A 14,300-nucleotide genomic window follows, 5' to 3' on the forward strand; every position below is an offset into this window, starting at 1 on the left:
CCATGACCGCTGCTTGGAATGTATATTTGCACGTTTGGTGCTTTAAAAAAGTTTTATTAAAATCTTGTCATTTTGTGTAATACAAAAATAGCCGTCTCACGAAGTCTAAAATAAAAAGCCTCATAAATTTCAAATTCTCTTTCATGATATTTGTAGCAGCGCTTTTTGAAATCAAAAAAGAGATGAGAAAATAGAAATTTATAGGTCTTTGAGTGCGATTTTTACATCCGAAGTAAAGAAGTAATGCGTGATCACTTTGGCAATTAGTATAAAAATTTTTATTATATTTTTAGTAGCTAAATTTTATAAAAAGGTTTATAAATTTTAGAAATTTACTGATTGATCTTATCAAGCAGCTCTTCGACCTCTTCAAGCGCAAAGACCTCTTCTGAGCTCTGTTTTAAGAAGCTCTCCATAAATTCTTTCTTCGAGATCGCAAGGTCAAGCTCCTTGTCGCTGCCCTTTTGATAAGCACCGATGCGAAGCAAGACTTCGTTTTCTTTTAAAAGCGAGTAGAGGCGCTTAAATTTCATCGCATTTAACTTATGCTCTTTACTGATCACATCGCCCATAACACGCGAGGCCGAATTTTGGATATTGATAGGTGGGTAAATTCCAAAGTCCGTTAGCTCGCGACTTAGCACGATGTGTCCGTCTAGGATAGAGCGGCTTTGGTCAGCTATCGGATCGCTCATATCATCGCCTTCAACTAGCACGGTGAAAAATGCTGTGATACTGCCCTTGCCTTCCTCTTTGCCCGCACGCTCCATTAGCTGAGGTAAAAGTGTGAGCGAGCTTGGTGGATAACCCTTTGAGGTCGGTGGCTCGCCAAGTGCAAGGCCGATCTCACGCTGCGCCATCGCAAAACGTGTTACGCTATCCATGATAAAAAGCACGTCATTTCCTTGTTGTTTGAAGTACTCAGCCACGCTCATCGCACAAAAGGCACCGTATTTTCGCATGAGTGAGCTGTCATCGCTGGTCGCTACGATGATAACCGTGCCCTCTAGGTCTCCGCCTAGGTTTTTTTCGATAAATTCGGGCACCTCACGACCGCGCTCGCCTATTAGCGCGACTACTTTTATCGGTGCTAGTGTGTTTTTTACGATCATACCCATGAGGGTTGATTTGCCAACACCTGAACCTGCAAAAATTCCTAGCTTTTGCCCCTTGCCACAAGTAAGCAGTCCATCTATCGTCTTTATACCAACGCTAAAAGGCTCGTTTATAAGCCCCCTTTTCATCGCATCTATCGGCGCTCTCATAATCGGCATATATTCAGTCGTCTCGATCGCTCCTTTGCCATCAATAGGCTTCATAAATGGATCGACCACGCGCCCAAGCAAATTTGGCCCCACTGGTATGCTCATGCCCTGATCGCTCTCATAGACGAAGTCGCCTATCCTAAAGCCCTCAACAAAGCCAAATGGGCTGATATAAGCGCCATCTGTCTTTATTTGTGTAACCATGCCAAGACCATTTTTACTCTTATCTTTTGCAACTATACGCACGATGTCCCCGATGCTTGGGCGAAGTCCAGTGATTTCGATAGTTGTAGCTGTGATTTTGGTTATGATGCCAAAGGTGTTTGAGAGTTTCACACCCTCTTTAAGCTTTAAATTTATATGCTCTAAGCTCAAAAATGCGTTTCCCTAGGAGAGTTTATAAGTGAGAAAAATTCTCGCCTTGTGTCTGCGTTTTTGATAAAGCAGCCTCTAAGTGCTGAGGTCGTGGTGGTTGAGTTTATCTTTTGCACACCTCTCATCTCAACGCACATATGTCTAGCCTCGACGACGACTCCAACGCCTTTTGGAGCGATTACGTCCTCAAGTGCTTTTGCGATCTGCTCAGTCATTTGCTCTTGAATTTGCAAGCGTCTTGCGTAGATATTTACCATGCGTGGAATTTTACTAAGGCCAACGACCTTGCCATTTGGGATGTACGCCACATGCACACGGCCGATAATAGGCAACAAATGGTGCTCGCAAAGACTGTAAAATTCGATGTTTCGCATCAAAACCATCTCATTATTTGAGCTAGTAAAAAGTGCGTCACCAAGAACCTCTTTTGGATCTTCATCATATCCGCTAGTTAGAAATTTAAATGCTTTAAAGACACGCTCAGGCGTCTTTATAAGCCCTTCTCTATTTGGATCTTCGCCTATAATCGTTAGCATGTTTTTAACCGAATTTTCAAAACTCTCTTGCATAAATTTTCTCCATGATTTTATTGCTAGATTCTACGTTAAAACGCCTTTTATATCTATAAAAATTTACAAATTTACAATGAAATAAGGAAAATTCTGCTATATTTTGGGCTAAAAATTTGTATTCATAAAGGAATTAGATGGAAATCAAAACAAAAGCTCTAGATAGCGTAAATACCTTAGCAAGCACGACTATAAGTGTGGATGCTATAAAATCTAGCGTAGAGAAACTAGCAAAAAAAGCAGCAAAAACTATGAAAGTAGATGGCTTTAGACAAGGCCATGTACCAGTTGCTATTGTGCTAAAACGCTACGAGAAAGAGCTAACAAATGATGCTGAGCAAGATGTCTTAAGAGATGTTGTTGATGAGGCTATAAAACAAGCAGGCAAGAAAAACGATGATCTTATCGGCGAGCCTATTGTTTCAAAATTTGATAGAAAAGATGGCAAGATCGATGTTGAGCTAACAGTTTCATTTAAGCCAAGTGTCGATGTGAGCGGCTATGAGATCTTGATACCTGAGTTTTCAAACCCACGTGTTTTGAAAAAAGATATCGATGAGAAAAAAACTGAACTTTTAAAAATGATAGCTCCACTTGAAAAAGTAGAGAGCAAAAGAGGTCTAAAAGTTGGCGATTTTGCTAAATTTGACTTTGAAGGCTTTGTTGATGGCGTTGCATTTGATGGTGGTAAGGCTGAAAACTACGTGCTTGAGATCGGTTCAAATCAATTTATCCCAGGCTTTGAAGATGGTATGGTAGGCATAAAAGCTGGTGGCGAAAAAGATATCAAGGTTAAATTCCCAGAAAACTATGGCGCTGCACATTTAGCTGGCAAAGACGCTATCTTTAAAATAAAACTTCATGAAATTCAAGAGAGAAAAATTCCTGAAAAACTAGATGAAGAGATGTTAAAAACTCTACTTCCAAATGAAGAAAAACCAACTGAAGAGTTACTTGATGAGCGTATAAAAGAGCAAATCCGCCAAGAGAAAATTTATAAACTTATAAATGATGAGCTTAAGCCAAAATTTGCTGAAGCTGCGGTTGAGAAATTTAAATTTGACGTGCCAAAAAATATTGTCGAGCAAGAGATTGATATGCAGTTTAGAAACGCATGGAGCTCATTTACTCCAGATGATATGAAAAAATTTAGAGAGGACAAAGATGCTCTTTCTAAAAAACGTGACGAGTTTAGAAAAGACGCTGAAAATAGCGTTCGTTTAACTTTCATTATCGATGAGCTAGCTCGCGTAAGAGGCGTGAAAGTAAGCGATCAAGAGGTCGTTCAAGCGATCTATTTTGAGGCGTATAGAAGCGGTCAAGATCCAAAAGCACACCTTGAGATGTACCGCAATCAAGGCATGCTCCCAGCTATAAAGATGTCGATGATCGAAGAGAAGCTATTTGGTGAGCTCTTTAACAAAGAAAAAGACGAGAAAAAAGTAAGCAAAAAAGAGAAGGCTGAGTAATGAGCTATTACGTTCCTGTCGTAGTTGAAAGAACTAGTAGAGGTGAGCGAAGCTATGATATATATTCCCGTCTTTTAAAAGACAGGATCGTTATGCTAAGTGGCGAGATAGAGGACGGCATGGCCGCTTCTATAGTCGCTCAGCTGCTATTTTTAGAGGCTGAGGATCCAGATAAAGATATCTACCTTTACATAAACTCACCAGGTGGCGTGATAACAAGTGGCTTTAGCATCTATGACACCATGAACTACATAAAGCCAGATGTTTGCACTATCTGCATCGGTCAAGCTGCTAGCATGGGTGCATTTTTGCTAAGCTGTGGCGCACCTGGTAAAAGATATGCATTGCCAAATTCTCGTATCATGATACACCAACCCCTTGGCGGTGCTAGAGGGCAAGCGACTGATATCGAGATACAAGCTCGTGAAATTTTGCGTATGAAAGAGATTTTAAATGGAATTTTGGCCAAAAATACAGGTCAAAAGCTAAGTAAGATCGTAAAAGATACTGAACGTGACTTTTTTATGAGTTCGGCCGAAGCCAAAGAGTACGGACTTGTTGATAAAATTTTGGAGAAAAGTTTTAAATAAGGCCCAAAGTGATAAAGATAGATAATGCACCAGACCCTAAGAAAAAAGCGGTTGAGGTAAAACATATTCTAGAAAAAGAAAAGGTAGATATCTACAAATTTTCAGAAAATGTTTTGCATGAATTAAGCGATGATAATGTTCCATCTACGCCAAATAATTACTCTATTTATTTTGAGAAAATGCTTGATGGACAGCCTGATGAATTTAGAAAAGAGATCGGTGATATGATAGTCATAAATTCCGAGATCTCAGTACCATCAGGCAGTAATATCTCTATTGAAAAAGAGATAAAGCAAGGATTTATCCAGATAAAAAGCATGCTTCAAGCCGTGGTGCTAATCTATAAAAATTTAGGCATTATGAGAGGCCTAGTACAAAAGCGCATGGATGCACTCAAAAATAATACAAATATCCTAGCTCTTCAAAATGTTTTAAGCGCATTTAACCATGACCTAATAAAATTAAACAGCCTTATGGATAAGCATCTTGATGTCATTAAAGTAAGCTATGATGAAGTAGCCAAGATGCTTAAATCTATTGAAGAGCAGTCGATTTATGATACGACATATGACGTCTATAATAAAAAATTTCTAGTAGCCACAGTGCAAAGTGAAGTAGAAGCCGTTAAAAGATATGGCTATAACGCATCTTTTTTACTAGTAAGAGCAAAAGATAGATTTACAAATCGTGTTAAAAATTTAAAAGAGCGAAACAATATGTATAAAGCTATATCACAGCTTCTTTTAAGAACTTCTAGAAGAAGTGATATAGTAGCTCATTACGGTGATGGCTGTTTTGCTATGGTTATGAAATATACTGATGAAAATGGCACAAAACAAGCCGGTAGCAGAATTTTAAATATGCTTTCATCTATACCTTGGAAGATTGATGGTGAAGAGTGCAAGCTTGATATCCAAGTGGTTTCAAGCATGATAACAAAAACAAGAAGTGCTGAAGAATTAATCTCTTACTCGTTAGATCAACTAATACTAACACAAGATGATGAGCAGCCTATATTTTTGGGTGAATAAGTAGGAGTTTGAGCTTGATCTTAGAGGTTTTATCTTATCCAAATAAAAAGCTTTACGAAATTTCTAAAGAAGTTAAAATTTTCGACGAAGAGCTTCACAAGCTGCTCGATGATATGTATGATACGATGATAGCAAAAGAGGGCATCGGTCTTGCTGCCATTCAAGTAGGCGTTGCAAAAAGAATTTTTATTATAAATTTAGTTAACGAAGAAGGCGTGCAAGATAAAGAAAATCTAATCGAGATAATAAATCCAAAATTTGAGTTACGTGAGGGTGAGTGCGTCTACCAAGAGGGTTGCCTTAGCGTGCCTGGATATTATGAAGATGTAAAAAGAAATGAAGTTGTGGCCATCAAATATCAAGATCGTTTTGGCAAAGAGCAAAGTTTAAAGGCTGATGGGCTTTTGGCTATTGCTATTCAGCATGAAAATGATCATTTGGACGGACATCTTTTTATAGAAAAAATCGGCTTTAATAAACGTAAAAAATTTGATAAGGAATACAAAAAGCAAAAAAAAGAAAAAGCTTCATGAAGTCCCTAAGATGTGCTACTTACGGCGATGGACTAAAGATAATTGATGTTGAGTCTATCTTCTCTCGTGGGCTTCCTGGTTTTAGCATCGTTGGGCTTGCAAGCACAAGTATCAAAGAGAGTACAGAACGCGTAAAAGCAGCACTTCTAGCACTTGATTTTTCTTTTCCAGCACAAAAGATAACCATAAATTTATCCCCTTCAGATTTGCCAAAGAGTGGCTCACATTTTGACCTAGCTATCGCTCTTCTTATAGCTCTTCAAAAGGCAAAAAGTTTAGAGAAAATTTTTGTCTTTGGCGAGCTTGGACTTGATGGAAGTGTAAAAAGCACAGCAAATTTATTTTCTATCTTACTTTTTTTAAGCACACAGGTCAAAAATACAAAAATTCTAGTACCAAAAGAGATAGCACAAAAAGCTTCAATGATCCCAAATTTAGAGATTTATGCGGTTGGCACTCTAAAAGAGGCGATTAGATTTTTTGGCGATGAAGAATTTGCAAAAAATATACGTTTTACCGCTACGCATGAGTTATTTTCAAACGTGATAGAAATTTCTGGTAAAAGATACGTTCCAAATTTAAACTTTGAGCTTGATTTTAAGGATGTTTTGGGTCAGGATCGCGCCAAAAGAGCCTGCGTCATCGCAGCCGTTGGCATGCACAATATTTTATTTGAAGGCAGCCCAGGAAGCGGCAAGAGCATGTGTGCAAAACGCCTAGTTTACATCATGGCGCCACAAAGCCTAGAAGAGGTGCTAAAGTCTGCCGCTTACCGCTCTTTAAACCTTCAAGATAGCGAATTTACAAGCACTAGAGCCTTTCGCTCGCCCCATCACACATCAACTAAAAGTTCAATCTTTGGCGGCGGCTCAAATGTCGCAAAGATCGGTGAGATCGCACTTGCAAATGGTGGAGTACTATTTTTTGACGAGTTTCCTCACTTTTCAAAGCAAGTCATCGAAAGCCTGAGAGAGCCACTAGAGGACAATCAAATTCACATTGCAAGGGTAAATTCAAAAGTAACTTATGAGACTAAATTTATCTTCGTAGCAGCTCAAAATCCATGCCCTTGCGGAAATTTATTCTCTCGCAATTTAAATTGCAAATGCAGCGAAAATGAGATAAAAAACTACAAATCAAGAATTTCAGCTCCAGTGCTCGACCGCATTGATTTAAAAGTTGCTATGGACGAGAGCTCACCAAATGATAGGTCAAGTTTGAGCTCACAGCAAATGAGCGATATGGTTTTAAAGGCGTTTATATTTCAAAAAAAGCGCGATCAAGATGAGCTAAACGGCAAGCTAAACGACGCACAAGTAGAAAAATTTTGTCTACTGGATAATGAAGCAAGAGAAATTTTACAAAAGGCAGCCTCGAAGTACAATCTTTCCCAAAGGGGCATAAAAAGGACACTTAGGGTGGCTAGAAGCATCGCTGATCTTGATGAGAGCGAGCAAATTTTAAAGCCCCACATCTTAGAGGCGCTCAGTTTTAGGGCATAGAATGAAAAATTTATATTTAGACACGAGAATTTTGGACGAGAGGGCGAGAGAGAAATTTGACCTTAGTGAAGAAATTTTAATGGAAAATGCAGCTGCAGGCATAGCAAATTTTATACGTAAAAAATTTAAAAAAGGCATGAGAGTACTAGGCGTTTGTGGAAGTGGCAATAACGGTGCTGACGTGCTTTGTGTGTTAAGAATGCTTGAGGGCGAGTTTGAATGCGAATTTATCTTAGCTAGTCAGAATTTAAGGTCACTAGCCATTAAGCAGCTTGAGCGAGCTAAATCTGCTGGCGTGTGTGAGAGTAAAGATGTAGAAAATAGCTTAAATGGTGCAAAATGCATCATAGACGGGCTTTTTGGCTCTGGCTTAAATAGAAATTTAGACAAAAATCACATAGAGCTTATCTCAAAGATAAACAAAAGCTCTGCCTACACTATCGCTTGTGATATACCAAGTGGACTAAGTAGTGACGGCAAGATGCTAGGTACTTGCGTAAAGGCGGACATCACGATAACAATGGGAGCTAGAAAGCTTGGGCTTTATAGTGACGCAGCAAAAGACTTTGTTGGCAAGGTAAAGCTCGCTACTCTTGGCATAAGCGGGCAAAACTATGAGTGCGAGAGCGGCTATCACCTGCTTGAAAAATGCGACCTTGTGCTTCCAAATAGAAAAAATCAGTGCGTAAATAAGGGCGACTTTGGCCATGCTTTTATCATATCTGGCGAGCATGTTGGAGCTAGCATGCTTTGCGCAAAGGCGGCATTTGCCTTTGGGGCCGGGCTAGTTAGCGTGATAGGCGAGCAGGGCTTAAATTTACCAACTCACATCATACAAGCTAGCAAGATAAGCGATAAAATGAATGCCGGAGCCGTTGGTATGGGGCTTGGCAAAAAAGGCATAGAAGAGCTTGATGCACAAATTTTAAAGGATAAAAAGCTAGTGCTTGACGCTGATATCTTTTATAGCGCAAAAGTGCTTGATCTGCTAAATGAAAACTGTGTTTTGACGCCTCACCCAAAGGAATTTTGCTCACTTTTAAAGCTTTGTAATATAGCAGATATCGACGTAAAAATATTACAAGAAAATAGATTTGCTTATGCTAAATCTTGGAGCGAGAAATTTAAGGCCGTGCTAGTACTTAAAGGCGCAAATACGATAATCGCTAAAGATGGGCAAATTTACATCATGCCTTATGGTAAAAATATACTTGCAAAAGGTGGCAGTGGTGACGTACTAAGCGGACTTGTACTTGCTCTTTTAGCTCAAGGCTACGAACCACTGGATGCCGCCATCTCGGCTACATTAGCTCATGCACTAAGCCTTAAAAATTTCAAAAAAAATAGCTATGCGCTTAGCCCAACAGACATTATAAAAGGAGTAAAATGCTTACGAAAAAGATAGCCGTACTTTTTAGCGGTAGTGGCTCAAATTTAGAAGCGATACTTAAAAAAGTTCATAATCAAATTTTTAATGGTATAAAAATCGAAGTTTGCCTTTGTATCTGCAACAAGCCAGGTGCATATGGCATAGAGCGAGCCAAGAAATTTGGGCTTGATACGATGATAATAGAGAGTGCCAAATTTGCAAATAGAGAAGAATTTGACGCTGCAGTTGTGGAGCAAATTTTAAAAAGCGGCGCTGAACTAACAGTGCTTGCTGGATTTATGAGGATATTAACTCCTGTTTTCACATCAAAGATAAAAGCCATAAATTTACATCCTTCTATATTGCCACTTTTTAAAGGTGCTCATGCGATAAAAGAGAGCTTTGAGAGCGAGATGATGCTTGGCGGAGTTAGTGTGCATTTTGTGAATGAGGAGCTTGACGGAGGTGAACTCATCGCACAAAGAGCGTTTGAAAGAGAAGATGGTATGAGCTTAGAGGATTGGGAGAGCAAAATCCATGCGATAGAGCATGAAATTTTGCCTGAGAGCATAATAAAAATTTTAACAAAGGAAGCAAATGTTTGAATGGTTTAGTTCGCCAGAAGCGTGGATATCGCTACTTACGTTAACTGGCTTAGAGATAGTTTTAGGCATAGATAACATTATATTTATCGCTATTTTGGTAGGTAAGTTACCTCCAGAGCAGCGCGGCAGTGGTAGGATTGTCGGCTTAGGGCTAGCTATGGTGACTAGAATTTTACTTTTACTTTCATTGTTTTGGATCATGAAGCTAACAAAGCCACTCTTTACTATCGCAGAATTTAGCATAAGCGGCAGGGATTTGGTGCTTATACTAGGTGGTCTATTTTTGCTTGTAAAATCAACCCTTGAAATACATTCTAGTGTTTCTGGCGAAAGCGAAGAGCATAAAAATAGCAAAAAATCACATGCAAATTTCTTAGTTATTGTAAGCGAGATAGCTGTTTTGGATATTGTTTTTTCTCTTGATAGTGTTATCACGGCTGTTGGAATGGCTGAGCATATAGAGATAATGATCATAGCTGTTATTTTAGCAGTTGGTGTAATGATGATAGCGTCAAAAGGTATTTCTAATTTTGTAGATAATAACCCGACTATAAAAATTTTAGCACTTACATTTTTGGTGCTTGTGGGCATGACGCTCGTTGCTGAAGGATTAGGATTTCATATTCCAAAGGGATATATCTATTTTGCGATGGCATTTTCATTGGCAGTGGAAAGTATAAATATCTATGCCAAAAAGAAAATGTTAGCTAAATAATATTTTACGCTGATGAAAAAGCTAATGATATGATGGATAAAATGCCAATCATATCATTAGCCTATCAAGTGATTTTTGTTTGTAGAATTTTAAGTAAATAATTTTATAAAAAAATCTGTTTAAATTTGAAGGTAAAATTTTGATAAGCATAGAATGCATAATATATAATAGATTGATATTTATTCCGTTGTAATATCAGTGTAAAATATTCTTGTCAAGCTACTAAAAATCCGTGAAATAAAGGTTAAAATTTGTAGTAGATAGCAAAATAGAGAAGCATAGAAAGCTAGCTCGTTTAAAAGATTATGTATTTAGTAAAGTGCTAATTAGTATTTTTGATCGAATTATTTTTTATATATAATTTCTATTAATTTAAGTGTTTTTTAATTGACTTTATAAAAAAAACAAGTTAAAATACGACTTTTCAATGAGGTAGTGGCATAAACTTACAAACACGACTCAGGCGGGGTGTAGCGCAGTCTGGTTAGCGCATCTGGTTTGGGACCAGAGGGCCGAAGGTTCGAATCCTTTCACCCCGACCATGTTAAATGGTGAGTGTAGCTCAGTCGGTTAGAGCATCAGATTGTGGTCCTGAGGGTCGTGGGTTCGATTCCCATCACTCACCCCATTTTGGGCGCTCGTAGCTCAATTGGATAGAGCGACAGACTTCGGATCTGTAGGTTATGGGTTCGACTCCTATCGGGCGCGCCACTTTATTTTTATGCGCTCATAGCTCAGCTGGATAGAGCAACGGCCTTCTAAGCCGTAGGCCTCAGGTTCGAATCCTGATGGGCGTACCACTTATTATTGTTGTGCGGATGTGGTGAAATTGGCAGACACGCCAGACTTAGGATCTGGTGCCCCACGGCGTGGAGGTTCAAGTCCTCTCATCCGCACCATCCAAAACTCCCTAAAATACGACATCTCAAGACTTAAGCTTTTAAAAGGTAGCCCGAGAGGTAACCCAAGCTTCTTGTTTTTTATTTTTCAAATTTATTTCTCTCAGATTTATCTAATATTCTAGAGCATCCCATATTGGCCCATTTTATCATTAGAAGTTTTGCTTTAACAGGTCGCCTGAATACTATTTTTGTAATTATGTCTATGGTACTCAGGCGTTGCAAAGTATAACGCTTAATTCTAGCAATATTTAAGAGCTCCAAAAACAAACTATAGTATAATAACGGTAAACAAAAAATACATCGAGGGGCTAAAATGGTGAAAGTGGGATTTAATAACTTTAAGGCATTTGGAGAAAATTTGCAGAATTTTCAGATAAGCCTATAACTTTAGTGTATGGCTCTAATGGCTCCGGAAAATCAAGTTTTTTGTATCATGAGCGTTACGCCTAAGTCATATCTGCTTATCAGTTCAAGAGCTTTTCTTGTATAATCTAACTTTAACTCTTTATGAATATATTTATCAGTTATATAAACTAAGTCAATTATGTATTTTTTGATTTTGTTGTAGGCTTTTTCCCAAAAGACATGTTCCATTTTCTTTTGCTTTTGTAAAATGTGCCATACTATCCTATTTTCGCTATTTTAACTTGCAATTTTTCTGATGAGCCTTAAGCTTTTTCATCGCCCAGCCATAATGGCTCGAAGCAGCGCTTACGAAGTATGATCCAAGTGTGCTGCCCCCGACCCATTTATATACATTTTTTGAAAACAGCTCTTCGTTTGTAAATGTTTCGGCTAACTCTAAAATATCTTTATGCGATTTATGAAGCATCTTAGTCGCTTCTTCAAGTGAGGTTTTTTGGTGCTTCTTCCAAAATTCCACATTCATATCTCCATAAGTTTTCCAGTTATACGGTTCGGGCAAAAACGGCTTTTCTTCTCCATTTCGATTAGAATTTACCCAATTCAAAATAAGCCTATGCCATTCGCAGAGGTGGATTAAAATATCTTTCAAATTTTTATCTCTTCTCCAATGGGCCTCTTTTTTCTTTTCATTCTTTGAGAAATCAAACGGCGTATTTAGCTCCTCCTCGCTCATCTTTGAAATGAGTAAATTTAACTTCTCATAGTTTTGCTTGGCGGCAGTCATTAAATCATCTTTTGTAGTCGGTCTTGGCATAGCATTTTACTCCTTTCATTTTTTAGGTGTTGGAAAAACTCCGTCATCATTGTAGGGAACACATATTTCAATCATTTCTTCTATTAGGTAAATTCGCCTTTTTCGCAGCACGGCATTGACAATATTGTGTATTCATTTTTCTTCATCCTTATCTTTATTTAAGATAATTATATCTTATAATACTTGACGCTATTTGTCATGTTATATATTTTTCTGCCATTTTATTTATCATTTCTTTAATCTACATTCGTACCTATTTCGGCCCTCCTCTTTTTTCTTGTATGTCATAGATAGGAATGCTGACACTGCCAATGGAGTCGATATCCTACTAAATCATCTTTCAAATTTATTTGCAAGCTCATTTGCCGCAATTTCCCTTTTTTTAAATATCCTAAATATATATTGTTTTTCATTATTTTAACATCTCCTATATTTATTATACTACTATACTGACACTATAAATGTAATTTTTGTGTAATACGAGTATAAATTAATATGTGCTTAACGCTCGCTATCTAATTAATTCTTATGTAGCCCCCCCAAGCACAGTAAGTGTACGGACACTTACGGAAAAATTGATGAAGCAGCCCTTCGGGATCCGCTTCTTTTTTAGGGGTTTTAGCTTGTTAGGGAGACTCTAAGACCTCGAAAATCATACAAAGGAGGAAATTTCTATGGCAAACAGAATACGAAATGAATGACTTGAAATTAAATTGACCAAAGAAGAAAAGTTCTTTTTGAGGAGAAAAGAAAACTTGCAAAGTGCAGAAATATGAGCCGCTTTATCCGCAAATGCGTTTTGGAAAAGGAAATTTATCAGGTAGATTTAGAGCCTTTCCGAGATTTACAAAGCTTGCTTTCCAACGCAACAAACAACATCAATCAGATTGCAAAGCGAGTAAATTCGACCGGTGTTATCTGCAAAGAGGACATAGGCGATATGAAAAAAGAGATTGAACAATTTTTCAAAAGAACTGTGGCAAATTCATTCCTTGCTTCTAAACAGGACTTCTAGAGGTGATTAAAATTTATGGCGATTACAAAAATACATCCTATAAAATCAACCCTTCATCTTGCTATTGACTATATTATTAATGGAGATAAAACAGATGAACAGCTTTTAGTCAGTACGCATAAATGCCATCAGTCAACTGCTCATACTCAGTTTTTAAGGACAAGAGGGAAGGCGGAAACTGAGCGAACTGTCCCCGCAAGACATCTCATTCAATCTTTTCTGCCGGGAGAAGTCACGCCTGAAATGGCACATCGAATCGGTCTTGAGTTATGTAAAAAGATCCTAAAAGATGAGTACGAATTTGTCTTATCTACGCACATAGATAAAGGACATATCCATAATCATATCATCTTCAATAATGTGAATATGGTAACGGGTAAATGCTATCAGTCAAACAAGAAAAGCTACCATAAAATTCATTATCAGAGTAATAAGCTGTGCAAATAAAACAACCTTTCCGTCATTGATGAACGCTACGAAAGCTTTAAGAAAAAGTATAGGACGAACGGTAAGTCTTGGTATGAAAATGAGCAGGCAAAGAAAGGAACTTCTTGAAAAAGCAGGCTTCAATTTTATATTGACTGCATGATAAAACAGTCTAAGGATTGGGACGAATTTCTAAGGAAAATGACTGAGCTTGGCTATGAAATAAAGCATGGAAAACATATAGCCTTTAAGCCAAAAGATAAACCGAGATTTACGAGAGCTAAGACGATTGGAGAAGATTATACCGAAGAAAGATTAAAAGAACGCATAGTAGAAAGGGAAACAATTAAGACTCCCGCCATAAAAAAACGCATTGGAAATATCATTGACATAAAGACCAATACCAAGGTGAAAGAGAGCAAAGGTTATAAATACTGGGCAACGAAACATAATCTAAATACGATGGCGGCATCTGTAATTTTCATCAGAGAACATGGGATTAAATCTGTTCAGCAGCTTAATGAACGCATTCAAAAAACTGCTGATGAAAGACAATATCTTCAAGATAAAATCAAAGCGATTAATAAGGAAATATAGCAGTTGTCCGCTACGATGGAGCAAGTCCATACCGTCAAAAATATCGAGGAGATTACAAAGAATATCGCTCTAATCCTTCTAACAAGGCATTTTTTGAGGAATACAAAGCTCAGATTACCCCCCCCCCTACGAGAATGCTCCTTCCGAGCTTAAAAAG

General features: G+C 38.0%; 14 protein-coding genes and 5 tRNA genes. 16 read left to right on the top strand and 3 right to left on the bottom strand.

Annotated elements, in window-relative coordinates; translation table 11 throughout:
* Positions 1 to 332 precede the first annotated feature (332 nt).
* Positions 333 to 1,625 carry a flagellar protein export ATPase FliI gene (gene fliI / locus CYP64_RS02885; protein ID WP_440130146.1) on the bottom strand — a complete coding sequence of 431 codons (1,293 nt, stop codon included), beginning with the start codon at positions 1,623 to 1,625 and terminating at the stop codon, positions 333 to 335.
* An 11-nt stretch (positions 1,626 to 1,636) separates the two neighbouring features.
* Complete coding sequence (gene folE, locus CYP64_RS02890; protein WP_021090409.1) at positions 1,637 to 2,209, bottom strand: GTP cyclohydrolase I FolE; 573 nt, start codon at positions 2,207 to 2,209, stop codon at positions 1,637 to 1,639.
* Positions 2,210 to 2,346: 137 nt separating this feature from the next.
* On the opposite strand from folE, the gene tig reads away from it, so the two are divergent.
* The 13 genes from tig to CYP64_RS02955 all read left to right on the top strand — a co-directional run bounded on the left by tig (position 2,347) and on the right by CYP64_RS02955 (position 10,922).
* Positions 2,347 to 3,678, top strand: a complete 1,332-nt coding sequence (gene tig, locus CYP64_RS02895; protein WP_103648608.1) for a trigger factor — start codon at positions 2,347 to 2,349, stop codon at positions 3,676 to 3,678.
* Positions 3,678 to 4,268: an ATP-dependent Clp endopeptidase proteolytic subunit ClpP gene (clpP, locus tag CYP64_RS02900; protein WP_054196008.1), complete on the top strand. Its 591-nt coding sequence runs from the start codon at positions 3,678 to 3,680 to the stop codon at positions 4,266 to 4,268. Before tig ends, clpP begins: the two co-directional genes overlap by 1 nt.
* Before the next feature lie 8 nt (positions 4,269 to 4,276).
* A complete protein-coding gene (locus CYP64_RS02905; protein ID WP_085657935.1) occupies positions 4,277 to 5,299 on the top strand; it encodes a GGDEF domain-containing protein in 1,023 nt (340 codons plus the stop codon).
* Between the two features lie 14 nt (positions 5,300 to 5,313).
* On the top strand, positions 5,314 to 5,832 hold the full coding sequence (def, locus tag CYP64_RS02910; protein ID WP_103628896.1) for a peptide deformylase: 519 nt from the start codon (positions 5,314 to 5,316) through the stop codon (positions 5,830 to 5,832).
* Positions 5,829 to 7,334 (top strand): YifB family Mg chelatase-like AAA ATPase, encoded by a 1,506-nt coding sequence (locus CYP64_RS02915; RefSeq protein WP_103648609.1) that lies wholly within the window; start codon positions 5,829 to 5,831, stop codon positions 7,332 to 7,334. The genes def and CYP64_RS02915 overlap by 4 nt, the downstream gene beginning before the upstream one ends.
* 1 nt (position 7,335) lies before the next feature.
* The gene (locus CYP64_RS02920; RefSeq protein WP_103648610.1) at positions 7,336 to 8,739 is read left to right on the top strand and encodes an NAD(P)H-hydrate dehydratase; all 1,404 of its coding nucleotides are present in this window, start codon (positions 7,336 to 7,338) and stop codon (positions 8,737 to 8,739) included.
* Positions 8,721 to 9,308: a phosphoribosylglycinamide formyltransferase gene (purN, locus tag CYP64_RS02925; protein WP_103648611.1), complete on the top strand. Its 588-nt coding sequence runs from the start codon at positions 8,721 to 8,723 to the stop codon at positions 9,306 to 9,308. Before CYP64_RS02920 ends, purN begins: the two co-directional genes overlap by 19 nt.
* The gene (locus CYP64_RS02930; protein ID WP_103648612.1) at positions 9,301 to 10,023 is read left to right on the top strand and encodes a TerC family protein; all 723 of its coding nucleotides are present in this window, start codon (positions 9,301 to 9,303) and stop codon (positions 10,021 to 10,023) included. Before purN ends, CYP64_RS02930 begins: the two co-directional genes overlap by 8 nt.
* Before the next feature lie 464 nt (positions 10,024 to 10,487).
* A tRNA-Pro gene (locus CYP64_RS02935) sits at positions 10,488 to 10,565 on the top strand.
* Positions 10,566 to 10,574: 9 nt separating this feature from the next.
* Positions 10,575 to 10,651, top strand: a tRNA-His gene (locus CYP64_RS02940).
* Between the two features lie 6 nt (positions 10,652 to 10,657).
* Positions 10,658 to 10,734, top strand: a tRNA-Arg gene (locus CYP64_RS02945).
* A gap of 12 nt (positions 10,735 to 10,746) precedes the next feature.
* A tRNA-Arg gene (locus CYP64_RS02950) sits at positions 10,747 to 10,823 on the top strand.
* 14 nt (positions 10,824 to 10,837) lie between these two features.
* Positions 10,838 to 10,922, top strand: a tRNA-Leu gene (locus CYP64_RS02955).
* A gap of 640 nt (positions 10,923 to 11,562) precedes the next feature.
* Here CYP64_RS02955 and CYP64_RS02960 read toward each other — a convergent pair.
* Complete coding sequence (locus tag CYP64_RS02960) at positions 11,563 to 12,105, bottom strand: ClbS/DfsB family four-helix bundle protein (RefSeq protein ID WP_103648613.1); 543 nt, start codon at positions 12,103 to 12,105, stop codon at positions 11,563 to 11,565.
* Positions 12,106 to 12,877: 772 nt separating this feature from the next.
* Here CYP64_RS02960 and mobC point away from each other — a divergent pair.
* The 3 genes from mobC (at position 12,878) to CYP64_RS10480 (ending at position 14,143) form a co-directional block, all read left to right on the top strand.
* Positions 12,878 to 13,120, top strand: coding sequence for a plasmid mobilization relaxosome protein MobC (gene mobC / locus CYP64_RS10105; protein WP_440130142.1), 243 nt, complete (start codon positions 12,878 to 12,880; stop codon positions 13,118 to 13,120).
* Positions 13,121 to 13,135: 15 nt separating this feature from the next.
* Positions 13,136 to 13,567, top strand: coding sequence for a relaxase/mobilization nuclease domain-containing protein (locus CYP64_RS10475; protein WP_440130143.1), 432 nt, complete (start codon positions 13,136 to 13,138; stop codon positions 13,565 to 13,567).
* A 180-nt stretch (positions 13,568 to 13,747) separates the two neighbouring features.
* On the top strand, positions 13,748 to 14,143 hold the full coding sequence (locus CYP64_RS10480; RefSeq protein WP_440130144.1) for a hypothetical protein: 396 nt from the start codon (positions 13,748 to 13,750) through the stop codon (positions 14,141 to 14,143).
* Positions 14,144 to 14,300 lie beyond the last annotated feature (157 nt).

It is taken from the genome of Campylobacter concisus (genome assembly GCF_002913945.1).
GTDB classification, from domain to species: domain Bacteria; phylum Campylobacterota; class Campylobacteria; order Campylobacterales; family Campylobacteraceae; genus Campylobacter_A; species Campylobacter_A concisus_P.